Source organism: Pseudochrobactrum sp. Wa41.01b-1 (assembly GCF_019464455.1).
Taxonomy (GTDB): Bacteria; Pseudomonadota; Alphaproteobacteria; order Rhizobiales; family Rhizobiaceae; genus Pseudochrobactrum; species Pseudochrobactrum saccharolyticum.
Window position 1 is genome coordinate 2,963,564 of the sequence record NZ_CP080493.1, and the last position, 20,045, is coordinate 2,983,608.

Genomic DNA, 20,045 nt, shown 5'->3' on the forward strand with positions numbered 1-20,045 from the left:
GTGGCTCAGGCTCCGTTCTTTATAATCTTTATAGCGTCCGGCTATCGTTTTTGCGGGCCCGTCCAAGCAGGCACCATATGTACCGGACAGCTGGCGCTGTCGCACTAAATCTAGTCTTACTTTAATATGAAACTACCTTAAGCAAGGACTCCGTGACAAGCGCGGCGCCCGGTGCTGGAATGGTTTTCCCCAACCTTGGAGATCAGCGGGCATTTAATAGACCGGTTTTTTTTAAATACAAGGTTTTCGTGCAACACTTCGGAGTTTATTTCACGGAGGCAGGGCTGAAAATTGACAATTATGGTTGTACCGGCCTGCTGCTCAGGCCAGATCCCTTATTGAAGCCTGCGTAACAAAATTGCGCAACAGCGACATTTTTGCACATTTTAAGGGGGCGGTTTTCACCCCGCAGGGCTGCGGTCTTTGATTGACATTTATATATTGGCGAACAATAGTGCATTGTCGAGCCGCCCTGAGGGCGGCTTTTTGATTTCATCCGCGCGCAACAACCGCTTCTCCGGGGGGAGTTTGAGAGAACTCACGGAGACCGGTGAAGACTGATGTTGATGCCCGCTTCAATTTAAAGGCTTTGGAGGCCTTATTGGCATGACGACTGCGACTGTGCACCCGCTTTACGACACCTATAATCGTGCAGCGTTGCGCTTTGAGCGAGGGGAGGGCGTTTGGCTGATTACCGAGGGCGGCGAACGCTATCTCGATTTCGCAGCCGGTATTGCTGTGAATTCACTCGGACACAGCCACCCGCATCTGGTAAAGACACTTCAGGATCAGGCCGCCAAATTGTGGCACCTGTCCAATGTCTATGAAGTGCCGGGTCAGGAACGCCTTGGTCAGCGCCTCGTCGATAATACATTTGCCGATAAAGTCTTCTTCACCAATTCCGGTGCCGAAGCTCTGGAATGCGCGATTAAAACCGCGCGCCGCTATCATTTCGCCAATGGTCAGCCTGAGCGTTATCGCATCGTTACCTTTGAAGGTGCTTTCCACGGCCGTACACTGGCAACCATCGCAGCCGGCGGACAGGCCAAATATCTGGAAGGTTTCGGCCCGAAGGTCGATGGTTTTGATCAGGTGCCGTTCGGTGATGAAGCAGCCCTTCGCGCTGCTATTACACCGGAAACTGCGGCTATCCTTCTGGAGCCGGTACAGGGTGAGGGCGGTCTTCGCTCCTTCTCCAATGAATTCCTGCGTCTGATCCGTCAGATCTGCGACGAAAACGGTCTGCTGCTGATTTTGGATGAAGTGCAGACCGGCGTTGGCCGTACCGGCAAATTCTATGCCTATGAATGGGCAGGTATTGAGCCTGATCTGCTGGCGACTGCCAAAGGTATCGGCGGCGGTTTCCCGATGGGCGCCTGTCTGGCAACCGCTGAAGCAGCCAAGGGCATGGTCGCAGGTGTGCATGGCACCACTTATGGCGGTAATCCGCTGGCGATGGCCGTGGGTGAAGCTGTGCTGGATGTAATGCTGGCTGATGGTTTCTTTGACCATGTTAATGAAATGGCATCGCAGTTCCGTCAGGGTATGGCGTCGATCATCGACCGCTATCCGGATGTGTTCACGGAAGTGCGCGGTAAAGGCCTGATGATCGGTCTGAAATGCGCCGTGCCAAATACAGATGTGATTACCGGATTGCGCGCGGAGCATATGCTGAGCGTTGGCGCCGGTGACAATGTTGTGCGTTTGTTGCCTCCGCTGACAGTAACGGCAGATGATATGCGTGAAGCTCTGAACCGGATTGAAAAGGTTGCAGCCAAGCTTTCCAAAGCTCCTGCATAACGGTGACTAATAATGGCAAATGATAAGACTTTAAGGCATTTTACCGACCTCTCTGCAGTCAGCCCGCAGGATCTGCGTTTCATTATGGATGAAGCGCGCGCCCGCAAAGAACGATTAAAAGCCGGTGAGCGTGATAAGCCGCTTGATGGTAAAGTTCTGGCTATGATTTTTGAAAAGCCGTCTACGCGAACCCGCGTCTCTTTTGATGTGGGTATGCGCCAGCTCGGCGGCGAAACAATCATGCTGACCGGTTCGGAAATGCAGCTTGGCCGCAGTGAAACCATTGCGGACACAGCCAAAGTTTTGTCACGCTTTGTCGATGCTATTATGATCCGTACAACCTCTCATGATCGCATGCTCGAACTCGCCGAGCATGCGACCGTGCCGGTTATCAATGCGCTGACCGATGATACTCATCCGTGTCAGATCATGGCTGATATTCTGACTTTTGAAGAACATCGCGGACCAATCAAGGGCCGCACGGTGACATGGAGCGGTGACGGCAATAATGTGCTGCATTCTTTCATTGAAGCTGCGGCGCAATTTGATTTCCGTCTGAATATTGCAACACCTTCGGGCAGTGAACCGCTGTCGCGTTTTGTTGACTGGGCAAATGCAAAAGGCGCAAAAATCTTCTCGACCACCAGTGCCGAAAAGGCTGTGGCCGGTTCTGACTGCATCGTGACCGATACCTGGGTTTCTATGGGGCAGGAAGATAATGCGCGCGGCAATAATGTTTTCATGCCATATCAGGTGAATGCGGATCTGATGGCGAAAGCCAATAAGGACGCTTTGTTTATGCACTGTCTGCCAGCCCATCGCGGTGAGGAAGTGACAGATGAAGTGATCGACGGCCCGCAATCGGTGGTCTTTGATGAGGCAGAAAACCGTATGCATGCGCAGAAAGCGATTTTGACCTGGTGTCTTGAAGGACGCTGATCGCTTCTTATCTATAGGATAACGTATGGATCGGCTGCCCTGATCCTGATTTGAAGATTGAACCACGGCTTGCAGGTCGTATAACGCCTGCGAGCCGTGTGTTATTTTTGGCGTAGTGATGCAGCCCCAGTGGCGACACCCGTGGCAGCCAATAAAAAAGAGACAAGTGATGAATAACCAGACCAGTACAGACCAGATGATGATTGATAGCCCGATGCCAGACCATATTACCCTGTCCGGTGATGATGTTGTTGTGCCTTTTCAGGTTGAAGGTCTGGATGTGCGCGGCCGCACAGTGCAGCTTGGTGCGGCGCTGGATGCTATTCTGAAACGCCATAATTATCCGGAAGTTGTGTCCCGCCTGTTGGGTGAAGCCGCAGTTCTGACTGTGCTTCTTGGCACATCGCTGAAATTTGAAGGCAAATTCATTTTCCAGACCCGCTCGGATGGTCCGGTGGATATGCTGGTGGTGGATTTCCGCACACCGGATGCAATCCGCGCTTATGCCCGTTTTGACGAAGATCGTGTGGCAGAGTTTGTGGCTGCCGGTAAAACCAAGCCGGAAGAACTGCTGGGTAAGGGTACGCTGGCGCTGACCGTCGATCAGGGTGAGTTCACCCAGCGCTATCAGGGTATTGTTGCACTGGACGGCTCGTCGCTGGAAGATATTGCACGCAATTACTTCATGCAGTCTGAACAGATTGCGACTGAAGTTCAGCTGGCTGTTGCCAAGCTTTTCGAGCGCGGTGCCGATGGCAAAGCGAGCGAACAATGGCGTGCCGGTGGTCTGATGGTGCAGTTTCTGCCGCAGTCCGAATTGCGTGCGCGCCAGAAGGATCTGCATGGCGGCGATAATCCGAATGGTGCTGAGGCTGAACAGGCTCCGGTTGAGGATGAATGGCAGGAAGCCCGCTCACTGGTTGCGACCATTGAGGATTCTGAGCTGACTGATCCGCAGGTGCCGTCTGAACGTCTGCTTTATCGTCTGTTCCATGAACGCGGCGTGCGCGTTTATGAAGGCACGAAAGTCGTCGATCATTGCGCCTGTTCGCGGGACAAGATTTTTGGTGTGCTCAAAGGCTTTTCGGCTGAGGAAATCGAACATAGCACTGAGAATGGCAAAATCTCGGTGACCTGTGAGTTCTGCTCCAGCCGTTATGATTTTGACCCGTCGGAAATTAACGCGCCACAATGAGTGCTGAGCATGACAAAAGTGCCTGCCTGATAAGGCGGGCACTGCCGTCTGATGCTGCGTTGCTGCCGGAGATTGAACGCTCGGCAGTGCAAACTTTTGCGGCTGATCCGTCTTTGCACTTTATTCTCGATATGCCGGTCATGTCTGCCGATCAGCATCGTGACTTTATGCAAAAAGGCCATGTGCTGGTTGCAGAATGTGACGGGGTGCTTGGCGGCTTTCTGGTGGCAGAAACCATGCCGGATGAAGGTTGCCAGCATGTCTGGGAGCTATCTGTGCATCAGGATTTCCAGCGCCGCGGGTTTGGCCGTAAATTGCTGGATGCTGCGGCTGACATTGCCAAAGCGCAGGGCTGCACAAGCCTCAGCCTGACAACATTCGGCGACATACCGTGGAACCGGCCTTTCTATGAAAGCTGCGGCTATCAGGTGCTGCCGGTATCGGAATATAATGCGCGGTTCCGCTCGATTGCCGAGTTGGAAGAATCCATCGGCCTGCCGATTGAGCGCCGTGTGGCGATGATTAGAACTATTTAGTCAGTTCAGAACCGGTCTGTGCCCCGGCATATCGAGCGAAAATGCCGGAATGGTAATAGGGAATAGTTTGCCTTCATCAGGGCTGCCGGCCTCATGATTTTGCATCATATAGCTGCCGGACATCATGCCGGATGAGGTCGTCAGCGGACAACCGGACGAATATTGATAGCTGTCTCCCGGTTTCAGAAACGGTTCTTCACCCACAACACCGGGGCCACGCACTTCTTCAGTCCGGCCGTGGGCATCGGTGATTTTCCACGTCCGTGAGCGCAACTGCACCGGAATATCCGAATGATTGATAATCGTTACCCGATAAGCCCAGACATATCGGGATTCATCCGGTGAAGATTGCTCTTCCAAATAAAACGGCTCAACGGTGACTTCGATATTTTCGGTAATTGCGCGATACATAGAGGTTACTCTGGAAGGCCATGGGAGCTGGCAGGATATGACGGCTGCCGTCAAATCAGCAGCCGTCTGATACCAGTTTAGCCTTGAGCCGCTTTCAGTGCAAAGCCAATATCGTCAATCAGATCATCTGCATCTTCCAGACCAATGGAAAGACGCAGCAGACCGTCAGTAATACCGAGTTCTGCTTTGGCTTCATCGCTGAGATTTTTATGTGTTGAGGTCGCCGGATGGGTAATCAGGCTTTTTGCATCACCGAGATTGTTGGAGATACTGATGACTTCCAGCGCATTTTCAAAAGCAAAAGCTGCTTTCTTGCCGCCTTTCAGCTCCAGCGCAATCATGGTTGAGCCGCCGCTCATCTGTTTGGCGATAATGTCTGCCTGCGGGTGATCTTTGCGACCCGGATAAATCACACGGGCAATGGCATTCTGTTCGGCCAGAAAGTCAGCGACTTTGGCTGCTGAGCGGGTCTGTGCTTCAACACGCACGGCGAGTGTTTCCAGACCTTTGAGCATTGTCCATGCATTGAACGGGCTGAGACCCGGACCGGTATGGCGGAAATAATCCTGCAGAACTTCCGTAATCCATTCACGATCAGACAGAACAACACCGCCGAGGCAGCGTCCCTGACCGTCAATATGTTTGGTGGCAGAATAGACAACAATATGAGCGCCGAGCGCCAGTGGCCGCTGATAGAGTGGGGTGGCAAATACATTGTCAACGATCAGTTTGGCACCGACACTATTGGCAATGCCTGCAATTCTGGTGATATCCATCACTTCCAGTGTCGGATTGGTCGGGCTTTCCAGAAACAGCACTTTGGTATTCGGGCGGATGGCGTTTTCCCAGTTCTCAATATTCACGCCATCAATCAAAGTGAATTCAACGCCGTATTTCGGCAGAAGGGTTTCAATGATGTACCGACACGAACCAAACATCGCTTTAGCTGCCAGCACATGGTCACCGGCGCGAACCTGACAGAGAATGGCAGCAGCAACAGCAGCCATGCCGGAGGCAGTGGCGCGTGCTTCTTCCGCGCCTTCAATCGCGCACATGCGCTTTTCAAACATATCCGTTGTCGGGTTTGCATAACGGGAATAGATGAAACCCGGATCTTCACCGGTAAAACGGGCTTCGCAAGCCTCGGCGCTGTCATAAACAAAACCCTGCGTCAGAAACAGCGCTTCTGATGTTTCGCCATAAGGCGTGCGGGTTGTGCCGCTATGCACAAGCTGAGTTGCAGGGCGAAGGGTACGAATATGTGTCTTTGTCATCGGTCCAGCCTATATAAAAGGATGGTCGGCAGGGTTCGGGCCACACCGGCCAATAAAAAACCGGCCTTTGCATGAAGACGCAAAAAGACCGGCTCGGAACCGCGGCCATATTTAGCGACTTCTTTAACGTGGCTGCAAGCCGGCCGGCCAAATCACCACGACTGATTTTGTAGGACTGTTATGATTATAATGTCAAGCACTCGATTTCACAGGACTTGACAGCGGGGAGTGAAATCTATCTGTAAATGCGCATATCACAGTAGCCCTCTTTTAACCGTTCAAGGCTAGATTGCGGCAAAATATAATTTTATGACTGGACAAATGATGACCCGAGATAGCGGAATTTTGGCAGACAGCGATATTGCAGCTCTGTTTGAAACCGGTGCGCTGACTTCAGCGCGGGACTTGGATCACGATCAGATACAGCCTGCCAGTCTTGATCTTCGTCTTGGTGAGAAAGCCTATCGCGTCCGTGCATCTTTCATGCCGGGGCCGGACACACCGGTTGCCAAAAAACTGGAACGCCTGAAGCTGCATGAGATTGATCTGCGTGAAGGTGCGGTGCTGGAAACCGGCTGCGTCTATATTGTGCCGCTGCTGGAAGGCCTGGCGCTGCCACTGGCACTGTCCGCTTCTGCAAATCCGAAAAGCTCGACCGGTCGTCTCGATATTTTCACCCGTGTGATCACCGATAATGCGCAGGAATTTGACAAGGTGCCAGCCGGTTATAACGGCCCGCTGTATCTGGAAGTCAGCCCGCGCACATTTCCGATTGTGGCGCGTACCGGTTCGCGCCTGTCGCAGATCCGCTTCCGCAAAGGTACCGCGCATATTAATGAAGCCGAACTTGCTGCATTGCACGCGGCGGAAACGCTGGTGGCTTCTGCTGTGCCGAATATTTCCAATGGCGGAATTGCCCTGTCGATTGATCTGAGCGGTGGTGAAAACGGCCTGATCGGCTATCGTGGCAAGCATCATACGTCTGTTGTTGATGTCGATAAACGTGCGCAGCATGATGTGCTGGATTTCTGGGAACCGATTTATGATCGCGGACATCGCGAATTGGTTCTCGATCCGGATGAATTTTACATTCTGGTTTCACAGGAAGCCGTGCATGTGCCGCCGCTTTATGCTGCGGAAATGACCCCTTTTGATCCGCTGGTCGGTGAATTCCGTGTGCATTATGCCGGTTTCTTCGATCCGGGTTTTGGTAATGTCTCCGCCGGTGGCAAGGGCAGCCGCGCAGTGCTGGAAGTGCGCAGCCATGAAGTGCCGTTTATCCTTGAACATGGGCAGATTGTCGGTCGTCTGATTTATGAACACATGCTCAAACGACCGAAAGCGCTCTATGGCAGTGATCTCGGCTCGCACTATCAGGCGCAGGGTTTGAAACTGTCAAAACATTTCCGTTAAAAACTCATAATTTCTTGATTGTATCTCCGCAAATGAACATCTAGTGATACGTCGCTGATGCGCGCCTGCCGGTTTTTGGCAGGAGGCTTTAAGCCATTTTATGGCGGAGATTATGGTGAGAACCTATCTTATAAATCTTGACGGCAGTCAGGAACGGCTGGACATTTCGCGCGGGCAATTGGAGCGCGCGGGTATAGAATTTACCCGCGTTCCGGCGGTAGATGGCCGGAAAGGTGATCCGAGAGCGCATCCGGCCTATCATGAAAAACGCGCTTTGGCGTTTATGGGCTGTCAGGTCAGCGGCGGAGAGCTCGGATGTTATCTGAGCCATCTTAAAGCGGCGCAGATGTTTCTGGATTCCGGCGAGAAATACGCAATGGTGCTGGAGGACGATATGTCCGTTCCGGCAGACCTTGCTAAAATGGCGGAAGAACTGCTGTCATGGCTGGAAAAAGACGGGCGTTACTGGGATCTCATTAATATCGGCACAGACGGGATAAAGCGTCATACCCCGCTTTGCACGCTGCAGGGGCAGGATCAGCGGCGCAATCTGACCAGTGCGCATTATTTTCCGATGACGACGGGCGGTTTGATATGGTCGCGTGCCGGTGCGCAGAATTTCGTCAACAGTCAGCATGAGATTTTTGCGCCGGTTGATAATTATCTGCGTTTCTGGCTGACAAGAACCAATACCGGTCTTGCCGTTTGGCCGCCTTTAGTTAAAGCACGCGGCGCGCAAAGTGACATAGATGCGCTAGGAACCGGATCAAGAACGGCTGCGTCCGTTGAGAAACATTTCTTCTACAATCTGATCCGGCAAAGATGGTTTGTGCTCAACAAATTGCGCTCCTACCGGCATTTATGGACAGCGCGTCTGAAGCGACGCCTGAGCGGTAATTATGCTCTGCCGTTGGCTGATCAGATTGTTTTGCCGCCAAAAATCAGCCCTGCCGAATGAGCGGTCGATAAGAGCGCGTGTTGTACTCACAATTCTATGTGCTCTTTACAAAAGCTGTGACGGACTTTATCGCTCAGATTGGCCTGTATGCCGGATGACAGACAGGATTATGCGTTTCAAGGGGAGTGATGCGCACGATCATGGCAATGGAAAAGAACCGAACAGTTTTAAACGCAGAAACAGAAACACAGCGTCTGACGCTGGGTATTGTTGTTTTGCCCGGTTTTACCCTGTCCGCTCTCAGCCTGTTTCTCGATCCGTTTCGCCTTGCCGCAGATGATAAAGACAAAAGCCGCCAAATCCGTTGCGGCTGGAAAATCTGCACGCTCACCGGTTTGCCGGTGGAATCCAGCTCCGGCATGGCGGTGGAACCAACCGCTCCGATCGGTGCGCTGGATGATTGTGATTATATTGTTGTTGTCGGCGGCGTTCTTCCTCATTACCGGCCGGGACAAAATACGCTGATTGAAGTGCTGAAACGCGCCGACCGGCAGAAGAAAAATGTCATCGGCCTGTGTACTGCCGCTTTCATTGTGGCTGAAGCCGGATTGCTGGAAGATCGCAATTGCTGCGTGAACTGGTTTCATAAAGACGATTTCCTGCAATTATTTGACGGGTTCACGGCGGATACGACCAGCCTGTTTCATCGCAGTGGCAGGCATTTTACCTGCGCGGGCGGTTTGGGCGCTGCTTCACTGGCGCTCTCCATCATTCAGGCCGAAATCTCTGAGGAACTGGCACGTAAAAGTGCTTCTATCCTGATGTTCCCTTATGAGTTGCTGACATCGGAGCAGCCTGCGCTGAGTTTCAACGGCGTGCGTTCACCGATGATCCGCAAGGCAATCCGTATTTTTGAAGAAACGCTGGAAGATCCGCTGGCAATGGCCGAAGTCGCACGCCGTCTTGGGATTTCTACCCGCCAGATGGAGCGCGGGTTCCGGTTAGGATTGGGCAAAACCGCTTTTCAGGTGCGCGAGGAATTGCGTGTGCAGCGCGCCAAGGAATTGCTGATGAGCGGAAATGCATCTCTGCTGGAAGTGGCTGTCGCCAGCGGCTTCACAGACACGCGCAGTATGAATCGTTCTTTCCTGCGCCAGAGCCAGAGCCTGCCGCGTACCTATAAAAACAGCCGCTGAAACCTGAATGTGGAACGCAACCGGTCAATATCCGGCACAGGGAAGGCTTGTCTCTTCAGATATTCGCGCTTATTTGTTGGTCTCAACAAAGGAGTGCTTCTATGTCTGACCGTGCTACCCGCTTTCTGGGCGATACACCGGGTCGTGTCATCGTTAAACTGATACTGGTGTCACTGATTGTCGGCGTTGTGATGCATGCCTTTAACTGGACGCCTTATGATATCCTCTGGAATATCCGCGATTTCTTCGTGAGAATCTGGAATATGGGTTTCTCGGCCTTGTCCCGTTTTGCTGATTACTTGCTGCTGGGCGCGGCAGTTGTGATCCCTGCCTTTATTTTGCTCAGAATTATCAATTACAGGAAATAAAATGCATTCTGAAGGCGTGTAGCGGCTTCGGGAATACATCTGAAAAATCCTTCTTTTTATTTATGGTTTTCGATGACTGATACATTGCTGCCTTCTGTGCTGATTTCACGCCGCCGGTTACTGGTTACCGGTGGAGCTTTGTTGCTGAGCCCTGCCATCCTGCCGCTCTCTGATGCTTTTGCAGAAGAGGATGTGGCGGCTATGGTGAATAAAGTGCGCCGCCAATATGGTGCGCCGCCGATGATGCCGGAAGCGAAGCTTGAAAAGGCTGCGCTTCATCAGGCGCGGTTAATGGCAAAGCACGGCAAAATCGGTCACAGCATCGGTTGGGGAAACAGTTTTGGCGGCAGGCTGAAACAGGCCGGTATCCGCGGCCCTGCTGCGGAGAATGTTGCATCCGGCCAAAAAGACGTGCCGGACGCACTGAATGCCTGGCTGAATTCTGCCGGTCATCGTAAAAATCTGCTTGATCCGATCTTTACCCGCTATGGCCTTGCCTATGCGGCGCGGGCAGACAAGCCGCATTATCTTTATTGGGCGATGCTCTACGGTGTTGATCTGCCGTAAATTGCAATGACAAGCGGCCGCGACAAATTGCTGTCCCGCTGCAGAAACCTGCTGACCATGACAGGAAAACAGGATATGACTGTGCAGGATCTTCTGCGCTGACCGGAAAAACTATCTGCACTTACTATTTCAGGTGAGGAGCACGCACGGCTGACAGCAGGATCTTTTTATTCGCTGACAGTATTCGTGTGGTATCTAAGCATTTCCAGTAACAGTGGAAGCCGGTTGTGCGCCGGACAATGCGTTAATACCCAAATAGAGCGGCTCCTTGAGGCCGCTTTAAGTGGAACCGCTCTATGTTCAAGCCAGATAATGACGCGCTCGAAACGTCTCTCGTTCGCCCGTTCACCGTGACGCACCGCATGGTGCTGACGATCGCTATTCCTATGACTTTGGCCGGTATGACCACGCCTTTGCTCGGGCTGGTGGATACAGGTGTGATCGGGCAGCTTGGCAATGCCGGTATGCTCGGCGGTCTGGCCATGGGTGCTCTGGTCTTTGATTGTCTGTTTTCCATTTTCGGTTTTTTGCGTTCGGGTACGACAGGGCTTGTTGCACAGGCCATGGGGCGCGGCGACCGTTCGGAAGAAATTATGGTGTTCTGGCGCGCAATTATTGTGGCGCTGGTTGCCGGTTTGCTGATGATCGCGCTGTTGCCGCTCACGCTTTATGCAGCCAATGATATTCTCAAGCCCACATCGGATACAGCCAAAGCGCTGAACGAATATGTGTCGATCCGTATGCTCTCGGCACCAATGGCGTTAGTCAATTTCTCGGTGCTGGGTCTGCTGCTTGGGCGCGGGAAGGGACTGTTCGGCCTTGCGCTGCAATTTCTGCTCAATGGTATCAATATTATTCTGGCGCTGGTTCTGGGCTTGGGGCTGGGCTGGGAAGTTTCCGGCGTTGCATGGGCGACTGTCACCGGCGAAACCGTGGCAGCCATTACAGGTATGACAGTGCTGATCTGGCGCGGCGGCGCTTTGCGCAAGCTGGATGTCAACCGTTTGTTCGACAAAGCCGGTATGTGGCGGATGATCGTTATCAGCCGCGATATCATGATCCGCTCGCTGTTGCTGATGTCGACCTATGTATTCTTTGCCCGCGTCGGCAATGAAATGGGCACAATCACTCTGGCGGCCAATGCGGTGCTGATGAATTTCTATCTTGTTGTCGGCTTCTTTCTGGAAGGGGTAACGATTGCTGCCGAACAGCTGGCAGGGCGGGCAGTCGGTGCGCGTTACAGCCCGGCTTTCCGGCGTTCCATTCAGCTGACCTTCTTCTGGGGTATGGTCATGGCTTTTGTCATGGGGCTGATCTTCCTCGCTTTCGGCGATCGTCTGGTCAATATTCTGACAACGGAGCCGGATGTTCGCATGATGGCGGTTTATTATCTGCCTTGGGTGTCACTCACTGCACTCACCGGTCTTTATGCTTTCCAGATGGACAGTATTTTTATCGGTGCATCCTGGTCTAGAGACATGCGCAATATGATGTTCCTGTCGCTGTTTGTGTTTTTCGGTGTGCTCTACGGTACCCGTGACTGGCTGGGTAATCACAGCCTGTGGCTGGCGCTGAATATGTTTCTGTTTATTCGCGGCGTTACTCTGTCTGCGATGTTGCCAAGGCGCTATCGCGGGGAGTTTCCGGTCGCCTGACGAAGCCGGTTCTGCATTAAAGCCTGTAATGGGTAATATTAAACCTGCCGGATCATCAGGGTTGATGATCCGGCAGGTTTATTTTTGGACTAATGATTTTTCTAAATTAGAAATATTTTTTATGAACTATCACTGCGGATGAAGTTCGGATTTATGCCGCTCTGCCACGGGAAAGGTCAATAAAAACTAACCGCTTAAGGTGACTGGCAATCTTCGTGTTAATTAAAAATTAATAAATAAAATCAATGACTAAACGCTACCGGCGTTAACGAAGCATCAAGGTTAATAGATCATTATCTGACTATAGTCATCTTGTTGAGTGAGTGGAGTATTCCGGTGCGTAGTGTAGCTTTGCGGGCCCTGTTTGGCCGATCCGGCAATGAGCCAGCACAGGTCTGGTATTATCCTTCCGAGGGTTACTGCCCGCAGGATGGCCGCTATTATCCGGTGGCCGTAACAGTTAAGCAGAAGCGCAAATCCGCGACCCTGCCAAAGCTTCTCGCCGGAGTAGGGCTGTTTTTCTATTCAAGCAATGTCATCGCCTATCAGGATATGGCCAGTATGATGAGTGTTGCCGAGCAATCGGGCAGCCGCTGGGCAACCTATATGGTGGATGCGCCAGCCGGTTCCATTCATCAGGCGGAAATGCCGTTTGTTGATTCGTCCGTGGTCACAGGCGGCCTGAGCGCTGCGGCAGATATCAGCGGCGTGGGTCGCGTGGTGATGAGCGGACGCGTTGCCGGCGGAAAACGCGGTGTCGACGATCCTAATCCCGATGAAAAACGTATCAGCCGCACTGACAAGCAGGGGCGTCTGGTTTCCGTGCAGACTAAAGCTCCGGCACGCATGTTCAATGCCGGTTCGCTGGCAGAGCAGGTTTCATCGGTGAGTCCCAGGCTGATGCAGCCGGTAGCCGGTAAAAAAGATGTCAAAACAGCTTTCGTCAAAGGTCCGATCCGCGGCAAGGAAGTGGAAATCACACTCGCTTTCCATCGTCCGGAAGTGAAGCCGGTCGTGCCGGTGCCGACCGCACTCGCATCACTGATTACCAATGATACGCCGGATGTGCTGGCGCTTGGTTACGCGCCGTCCAAGCCGGATTATGCCAAAACATCGCCTTTCGAGAGCATTCTGGTGCCTGAAAAGGACAATGGTCGCTTCATTCCACCAATCAGTGCGCGGGATCACAATTGGGCGGCGACCCCGTTGCCACCGGCAGCATTCAGTGCGGCAGAACAGAAATGTCTGGCTGAAGGTATCTATTTTGAAGCACGCGGCGAGCCGGTCAAAGGGCAGGCGGCCGTTGGTCAGGTCATTCTCAACCGCGTACGTAACCCTGCTTATCCTTCCACGATCTGCGGCGTGGTCTATCAGAACAAAGACTGGCGTAACGCCTGTCAGTTCTCCTTCGCCTGTGACGGTTTAAAACATCGTGTCACAGAACCGGGTCACTGGCGTATGGCACAGCAGGTAGCGAAAGCTGTCACGGCGGGTCAGATCTGGCTGCCGGAAGTGGGTTCGGCGACCCATTATCATGCGACTTATGTACGACCTCGCTGGGCCTCAACGATGGAAAAAGTCAAAAAGATCGGCCTGCATGTTTTCTACCGGACTTACGGCGGCGGCTGGAGCTGATCTGTCAAGGATTCGCTGTCTGAAATCACGGCGTGAAGCGGGATTCAAGGCCTGCTTCACGCTGCTGCCTGTTAAGTATATGATTTAATAATGCAAAAAACCTTCAACTTCTGTGCAGACAGTGCCTTGACGAATGAGTTGGCTGTTAATATGTTGCGGCCGACTTCAGAGTGGGGTGGAAACCTCGGTTTTCTTGCCAAAGGAGGCATGAATGGCAGTCGGGAAAACACCCGAAAAGCCTCAGCAATCCGATGATGCGGCAAGCGAAGCTGGTGGTCCGGTGCAGACCGGATCTCAGGCCGACGCTCAGGGGAGTCTGGACGACCGTCTTCGTAAGCTTGAAAGCCATTTGGCTGCTAAGGGCGTGGGGGTGGAATCCAAAAAAGATGAACAGGCTGAGAAAAACGCAAGCTCTATGGCGCAGGCCATGAAATTATCCAGTGAATTTATCGCTGGTATCGTGGTAGGTGCGGTTTTAGGTTGGTTTTTTGACCGTGTTCTGGGGACGAACCCTTGGGGATTGATTATCTTTCTCTTTTTAGGATTCGGTGCCGGTACTCTGAATGTTTTACGCACCGCAGGATATGTTGCAGAAAGCGGCAATAATGTGGGCGAGAAGCAACAGAAAGAAAAATAATGTGCATAAAGGTTATCCTTCATATGCACGGCAGTGAATAAGCCTGTAAAGGCAATCAGGGTGGCTCAGGCAGATTTGCTTTTGAGTGTTCTGAAAAGACCGGAACGCAAGTTTGCGGTTGAGAAGCGCCCTCGGGCATGAATGTAACGCCTTCGGGCACGGGTGACAGGTGAGGTTAAGGTGGCAAACGATCCGATCCATCAGTTTCAGGTTTCCAGATGGATTCCTATCGATGTCGGCGGTGTCGATCTGTCGTTTACGAATGTGTCCGCCTTTATGGTGCTGACTGTCGTAACCGCTTCCGCTTTTCTGTTTCTGACATCAGCAGGTCGCGGCATTGTTCCGACACGCCTGCAGTCAGTTTCTGAGATGGCCTATGAGTTTGTGGCATCCTCCTTGCGGGATTCTGCCGGTTCTCATGGGATGAAATTTTTTCCGTTTGTGTTCTCTCTGTTCACATTCATCCTTGTAGCAAACTTTATCGGTCTGTTCCCGTATTTCTATACCGTAACCAGTCAGATTATTGTTACTTTCGCGCTGGCGCTGCTGGTGATCGGAACAGTGATTATTTACGGTTTCTTCAAGCACGGTTTCCGCTTCCTCAAGCTGTTCGTGCCAAGCGGTGTTCCTATGGCTATCGTGCCGCTGGTATCCGCGATTGAAATCATTTCCTTCCTGTCCCGTCCGATCAGCCTCTCTGTGCGTCTTTTCGCCAGTATGCTGGCCGGCCACATCACCGTAAAGATTTTCGCAGGCTTCGTGGTTTCCATGGCTGCACTCGGTCCGCTCGGTGTTGGTGGTGCGATCCTGCCTCTGTTCATGACCGTTGCTATTACCGGTCTGGAATTCCTGGTCGCATTCCTGCAGGCCTATGTGTTCACTGTTCTGACCTGCATGTATATCAATGATGCAGTTCATCCGGACGGTCACTAACTGAAATTACTGCTGTCCGTTATCGGGCAGCAGTCTTGCCTATCTACCAATCAGGCTCTGCATTTTGAAAATACCTGTGTCTGACACATGATTTTGAAATAACAGGTCGCTCTGAAATATCACCGGCGGGTTTCCGCCAGAACTGAAATCCGCATTTATATCAATCCAGAAGGAGCTTAACATGGAAGCGGAAGCAGCAAAGTACATCGGCGCAGGTCTGGCCTGTTTCGGTATGGCCGGTACGGCTCTCGGCCTCGGCAACATTTTCGGTAGCTTTCTTTCGGGTGCACTGCGCAATCCGTCTGCCGCTGACAGCCAGTTCGGCCGTCTGGTATTCGGCTTCGCCGTAACTGAAGCTCTGGGCATCTTCTCGCTGCTCATCGCGCTTCTGCTCCTGTTCGCAGTTTAATCTTAAGCTGCCGGATTAAATCGGCCGCATATGCAAAAATCTCCTTGTGAGACCTGAAGGCATATGCGGCTGGTTATCGTTTATTAAGCCTGAGTGATAAGGGGAAAATGGATGTTCGTGTCCACGGCGTTTGCCCAAACCGCAACTGACTCTCAGCCGGCACCAGTGTCGGGAGCTGACAGTGGCAACTCTGTTGTGCACACTGAAACAGGTGTGGCGCACGATGCCGGTAAAGGCGTGTTTCCACCATTTGATTCCACCCATTATGCATCGCAGCTTCTGTGGCTCGCGATTACCTTCGGGCTGTTCTATCTGTTCATGTCGCGTGTTGTGCTGCCACGTATCGGCGGTGTCATCGAAACGCGTCGTGACCGTATTGCACAGGATCTGGAACAGGCTGCACGCCTGAAAACTGATGCTGACAATGCAATTGCTGCTTACGAGCAGGAACTGGCTGAAGCCCGCAAGAGCGCGGCTGTTATCGGTCAGGAAGCCCGCGACAAGGCAAAGCATGACATTGATGCTGAACGCAAAACCGTTGAAGCATCGCTTGAAAAGAAATTGGCTGAAGCTGAAGAACGCATCGCTGCCATTAAGGCAAAAGCGATGAGCGATCTCGGCTCGATTGCTGAAGAAACAACTGCAGAAATCGTTGAGAAACTGCTTGGCGGCAAGTCCGACAAAGCTGAAATCTCGGCTGCTGTTAAAGCTGTCAGCGCGTAAGGGAGACCATTATGGATGCAACATTTATTGCCCTCGTCGGTCTGATTATTTTCCTGGCGCTGCTGGCCTATCTTAAAGTACCTGGCATGATCGGCCGTTCGCTTGATGAACGTGCTGCCAATATCGCCAAGGAACTGGACGAAGCACGCACATTGCGTGAAGAAGCTCAGGCTCTGCTTGCTGAATATCACCGCAAGCGTAAAGAAGCTGAAAAAGAAGCCAGCGAAATCGTTGCTGCTGCACAGCGTGAAGCTGCAGCTCTGCTGAGCGAAGCAAAAGCGAAGTCGGAAGATTATATTGTTCGCCGCAACAAGCTGGCTGAACAGAAAATCGCTCAGGCTGAAAGCGATGCTGTTAATCAGGTTCGTGCATCTGCAGTGGAAATCGCTGTTGCTGCTGCCGGTTCGCTGATTGCAAATAAAATGGACGCAAAAACTGCCGGTGAAATGTTCAAAGCATCACTGGATCAGGTTAAAACCAACCTGAATTGATTGCAGTTCATAAAGTTCAAAAAAACGCCGCTTTATGCGGCGTTTTTTTATGTCTGAAATCGGGCTTGTTGTTCTGCGGCGATGCTTTGTGTCTTCGCAAGTTAGCGCATATCGAAACTGCATCAGGGACACGTATTCGGTATCTCGCTTATTTATCCGCTGTCCAGCGTCCCTTGATCGGCGCGAAACTGTAGCGGTGCAGACCGGCAATGGGCCCTTGTTCTTCAATCGCCTGCCGGTGCGCCGCAGTGCCGTATCCTGCATGTTTCTCAAGACCGTAAGCAGGATGAATAAGACCGGCGCGTTCCAGCATCTTGTCGCGGGTGACTTTGGCAATGATCGAAGCGGCAGCAATGGTCAGGGATCGCTGATCCCCTTTGACCAGTGTCATGGCAGGGCAGGGCAATCCGCTTGGGGTTTTATTGCCGTCGATCAAAGCATAATCAGGGCTGATTGTCAGACTATCCACGCAGCGCTTCATCGCCAGCAGTGAGGCTGCGAGAATATTACTCTCATCAATGGTACGGGCACTGAGGCTGCACAGGCTGACTGCAAGTGCCTTTTCCATAATGCTGTTAAACAGCCGGTTGCGCTTGGCAGAGGTAAGCCTTTTTGAGTCATCCAGACCTTCAGGCAGATTATCAGGGTCGAGGATCACGCAGGCCGCAACAACAGGCCCCGCAAGAGGGCCGCGGCCGACTTCATCGAGCCCTGCAATCAGTTTGTACCCCTGAGCTTGCAATTGCTGCTCATGGCTGTAATCGGGCGTGAAGATTTCAGATTTGTCAGCCACTGTTTTGACTGGCGATTTTAATCGCTTTTCAGAAAAAAGCGGAGAATCAGATGGTGCTTTACTCATGTGCTGAGATTGCATCCTATCTAATTCTCCGCAAGCCACATCGCAAAAAGGGGGGGCACGATGTGGAAGGCTGCCGGCAAAGGACGGGGCAGCCTATATCTGCCGGAGTATTTCCGGTGCATACGGAAATGCGTGAAAACAAAGAAAAAGAGCGGTTCCAACGTATCGATATTGATTGGAGCCGCTCTGAGGGCGATCAGAAAAGCGAGAGCTGAACACCACTTGTTTGCGGCGGGGTGAACAGATCACAACGCAGGCGCCGTTTATGAATATTCAGCCCGAGCTTTTTACAGGTAATCTCAAAGCGGCGGCCAATCTGCCAGGCATAAGGACCATCACCACGCATCCGCTTGCCCCATTCCGCATCATAGTCCTTGCCGCCGCGCATGGAGCGCAACAGTGACATGACATGGCGGTATCTGTCAGGAAAATGTTGCAGCAGCCAATCCTTGAAGAGTGGCGCGACCTCATAAGGCAGGCGTAGCAAGACATATCCGGCCTCGCGTGCGCCCATCGCATAGGCGGCATCCAATATACGTTCAATCTCGTGGTCGTTGATGCCGGGGATCACAGGGCCAAGCATCACCGATGCCGGAATGCCTGCTTCATTCAGTTGCCGGATGGCCTGTAAACGCAATCCCGGTGTTGAGGCACGCGGCTCCATATTCCGTGCTAATTTGGCATCCATGGTGGTGACAGAGAGGGCAACCTTTGCCAGACCACGCTCGGCCATCGAACCCAGAATATCAATGTCGCGGGTAACCAGCGCGGATTTGGTGACGATGCCGACCGGATGATTGGCAGCGTCCAGCACACTCAATATATCCCGCATAATCCGCCATTTCTTTTCTACCGGCTGATAAGGGTCTGTATTGGTACCAATGGCGATTGTCTTGGGAATATAACCGGCTTTGGAAAGTTCTTTTTCCAGCAACCGTGCTGCATCCGGTTTTGCAAAGAGTTTGGTTTCAAAATCAAGACCGGCAGACAGTCCCATATAGCTGTGGGTAGGGCGGGCAAAGCAATAAATACAGCCATGCTCGCAACCGCGATAAGGATTGATTGAGCGGTCGAAATTGATATCCGGTGAGTCATTGCGGGTGATGATGGTGCGTGGCTTCTCGATCTGGACTTCTGTCTTGAACGGCTCCAGCTCTTCCAGAGAGTTCCAGCCATCATCACTGTCGATACGTGTCTGGCTTTCAAAGCGGCCGGAAGGATTGATGCCTGCACCGCGTCCGCGACGGCGGCTGTGGTCAATTCGCAAGCCGGTGCCGTCAACAATAGCATTGGCCTGATCTGTGCGCTCCGATCCGAAGACAGCCGGACGGGAGAAGACGGCCTGATCGGCTGGTCCGAAAACCTCCTGTAAAATTGCCATAGCTTTCTCCTTGCCGGAAATGCCGTGACAGCATGACCGGAGCAAAACAATCAAAATGAAGCAATGAATACGGCGCGAATTATGCGACTCTGATGCGCCGTTTATGGTTCAAATTTAATCTGAAAATAAGAACAAAGCAAGAACTTAATTTATGTCTTTTTAGTAATCAGCTTTTGCGTTTCAAATGTTCATCAAGGCGCGGCATGATTTCAACGAAATTGCACGGGCGGTGACGATAGTCGAGCTGCTGGGCGAGAATACCGTCCCATGCATCGCGACAGGCACCGCCGGAACCCGGCAGGACAAAAACAAATGTCTGGTTGATGAGACCGGCAGTTGCGCGTGACTGGATCGTAGAAGTGCCGATCTTGGCATAGGACTGCTGATGGAAGATAACCGAAAACCCATCCATACGTTTGTCGAAGGCCGGCTCCAAAGCGTCAGGTGTCACATCGCGTCCGGTGAAGCCGGTGCCGCCGGTGGTAATCACCACATCAATTGCCGGATCTTTGGACCATTGCACAACCAGTTCACGGATTTTTGCAGCATCATCAGTCACGATCTGCCGGTCACGCAGCAGATGGCCTGCCTCTTCAATACGGGAGACAAGAAATGCACCGGATGTATCGGTTTCCAATGTCCGGCTGTCTGAAACCGTCAGCACCGCAATACCCACCGGAATGAACGGACGTTCGGCTTTGACTGTATCGGGCATGGTTGTCTCC

Annotated in this window: 21 protein-coding genes and 1 riboswitch; of the genes, 16 read left to right on the plus strand and 5 right to left on the minus strand. The window is 52.4% G+C overall.

Annotated elements, in window-relative coordinates:
* The first annotated feature begins 606 nt into the window (after positions 1-606).
* The 4 genes from K1X45_RS13555 (at position 607) to K1X45_RS13570 (ending at position 4,470) form a co-directional block, all read left to right on the plus strand.
* Positions 607-1,800, plus strand: coding sequence for an aspartate aminotransferase family protein (locus K1X45_RS13555; protein ID WP_022711116.1), 1,194 nt, complete (start codon positions 607-609; stop codon positions 1,798-1,800).
* 12 nt (positions 1,801-1,812) lie between these two features.
* Complete coding sequence (argF, locus tag K1X45_RS13560; RefSeq protein WP_220159152.1) at positions 1,813-2,739, plus strand: ornithine carbamoyltransferase; 927 nt, start codon at positions 1,813-1,815, stop codon at positions 2,737-2,739.
* 196 nt (positions 2,740-2,935) lie between these two features.
* Complete coding sequence (locus K1X45_RS13565; protein ID WP_255560994.1) at positions 2,936-3,934, plus strand: Hsp33 family molecular chaperone; 999 nt, start codon at positions 2,936-2,938, stop codon at positions 3,932-3,934.
* Positions 3,931-4,470 carry a GNAT family N-acetyltransferase gene (locus tag K1X45_RS13570; protein WP_220159154.1) on the plus strand — a complete coding sequence of 180 codons (540 nt, stop codon included), beginning with the start codon at positions 3,931-3,933 and terminating at the stop codon, positions 4,468-4,470. Before K1X45_RS13565 ends, K1X45_RS13570 begins: the two co-directional genes overlap by 4 nt.
* Here the strand turns inward: K1X45_RS13570 and apaG are convergent, their stop codons facing one another.
* Together apaG and K1X45_RS13580 are read right to left on the minus strand one after the other, a co-directional pair.
* Entirely contained in the window at positions 4,471-4,881 is a 411-nt protein-coding gene (gene apaG, locus K1X45_RS13575; RefSeq protein WP_022711120.1) for a Co2+/Mg2+ efflux protein ApaG, read from the minus strand.
* A 77-nt stretch (positions 4,882-4,958) separates the two neighbouring features.
* A complete protein-coding gene (locus K1X45_RS13580) occupies positions 4,959-6,155 on the minus strand; it encodes an O-succinylhomoserine sulfhydrylase (protein ID WP_220159155.1) in 1,197 nt (398 codons plus the stop codon).
* An 89-nt stretch (positions 6,156-6,244) separates the two neighbouring features.
* A riboswitch (SAM riboswitch) is annotated at positions 6,245-6,324 on the minus strand.
* Between the two features lie 152 nt (positions 6,325-6,476).
* On the opposite strand from K1X45_RS13580, the gene K1X45_RS13585 reads away from it, so the two are divergent.
* The 12 genes from K1X45_RS13585 to K1X45_RS13640 all read left to right on the plus strand — a co-directional run bounded on the left by K1X45_RS13585 (position 6,477) and on the right by K1X45_RS13640 (position 17,080).
* Positions 6,477-7,568 carry a 2'-deoxycytidine 5'-triphosphate deaminase gene (locus tag K1X45_RS13585; protein WP_220159156.1) on the plus strand — a complete coding sequence of 364 codons (1,092 nt, stop codon included), beginning with the start codon at positions 6,477-6,479 and terminating at the stop codon, positions 7,566-7,568.
* A gap of 112 nt (positions 7,569-7,680) precedes the next feature.
* The gene (locus tag K1X45_RS13590; protein WP_220159157.1) at positions 7,681-8,526 is read left to right on the plus strand and encodes a glycosyltransferase family 25 protein; all 846 of its coding nucleotides are present in this window, start codon (positions 7,681-7,683) and stop codon (positions 8,524-8,526) included.
* A gap of 140 nt (positions 8,527-8,666) precedes the next feature.
* Complete coding sequence (locus tag K1X45_RS13595; protein WP_220160511.1) at positions 8,667-9,662, plus strand: GlxA family transcriptional regulator; 996 nt, start codon at positions 8,667-8,669, stop codon at positions 9,660-9,662.
* A 101-nt stretch (positions 9,663-9,763) separates the two neighbouring features.
* Positions 9,764-10,030: a DUF6460 domain-containing protein gene (locus K1X45_RS13600; RefSeq protein WP_022711125.1), complete on the plus strand. Its 267-nt coding sequence runs from the start codon at positions 9,764-9,766 to the stop codon at positions 10,028-10,030.
* Between the two features lie 72 nt (positions 10,031-10,102).
* A complete protein-coding gene (locus K1X45_RS13605) occupies positions 10,103-10,597 on the plus strand; it encodes a CAP domain-containing protein (protein ID WP_220159158.1) in 495 nt (164 codons plus the stop codon).
* Between the two features lie 296 nt (positions 10,598-10,893).
* A complete protein-coding gene (locus K1X45_RS13610) occupies positions 10,894-12,252 on the plus strand; it encodes an MATE family efflux transporter (RefSeq protein WP_220159159.1) in 1,359 nt (452 codons plus the stop codon).
* Between the two features lie 336 nt (positions 12,253-12,588).
* Positions 12,589-13,887, plus strand: a complete 1,299-nt coding sequence (locus K1X45_RS13615; RefSeq protein WP_220159160.1) for a cell wall hydrolase — start codon at positions 12,589-12,591, stop codon at positions 13,885-13,887.
* Between the two features lie 211 nt (positions 13,888-14,098).
* Entirely contained in the window at positions 14,099-14,524 is a 426-nt protein-coding gene (locus K1X45_RS13620) for an AtpZ/AtpI family protein (protein WP_022711129.1), read from the plus strand.
* 180 nt (positions 14,525-14,704) lie between these two features.
* Positions 14,705-15,457 (plus strand): F0F1 ATP synthase subunit A, encoded by a 753-nt coding sequence (locus K1X45_RS13625; protein ID WP_022711130.1) that lies wholly within the window; start codon positions 14,705-14,707, stop codon positions 15,455-15,457.
* Between the two features lie 181 nt (positions 15,458-15,638).
* Positions 15,639-15,866 (plus strand): F0F1 ATP synthase subunit C, encoded by a 228-nt coding sequence (locus K1X45_RS13630; RefSeq protein ID WP_022711131.1) that lies wholly within the window; start codon positions 15,639-15,641, stop codon positions 15,864-15,866.
* 111 nt (positions 15,867-15,977) lie between these two features.
* A complete protein-coding gene (locus K1X45_RS13635; protein WP_022711132.1) occupies positions 15,978-16,589 on the plus strand; it encodes a F0F1 ATP synthase subunit B in 612 nt (203 codons plus the stop codon).
* A gap of 11 nt (positions 16,590-16,600) precedes the next feature.
* Entirely contained in the window at positions 16,601-17,080 is a 480-nt protein-coding gene (locus K1X45_RS13640) for a F0F1 ATP synthase subunit B (protein ID WP_022711133.1), read from the plus strand.
* Positions 17,081-17,228: 148 nt separating this feature from the next.
* Here K1X45_RS13640 and K1X45_RS13645 read toward each other — a convergent pair whose 3' ends face one another.
* From K1X45_RS13645 to moaB, 3 genes are all read right to left on the minus strand, one after another.
* Positions 17,229-17,939, minus strand: coding sequence for a ribonuclease HII (locus K1X45_RS13645; RefSeq protein ID WP_220159161.1), 711 nt, complete (start codon positions 17,937-17,939; stop codon positions 17,229-17,231).
* A gap of 196 nt (positions 17,940-18,135) precedes the next feature.
* Complete coding sequence (locus K1X45_RS13650; protein ID WP_220159162.1) at positions 18,136-19,320, minus strand: PA0069 family radical SAM protein; 1,185 nt, start codon at positions 19,318-19,320, stop codon at positions 18,136-18,138.
* Positions 19,321-19,486: 166 nt separating this feature from the next.
* Positions 19,487-20,035: a molybdenum cofactor biosynthesis protein B gene (gene moaB / locus K1X45_RS13655; protein WP_220159163.1), complete on the minus strand. Its 549-nt coding sequence runs from the start codon at positions 20,033-20,035 to the stop codon at positions 19,487-19,489.
* Positions 20,036-20,045: the final 10 nt, after the last annotated feature.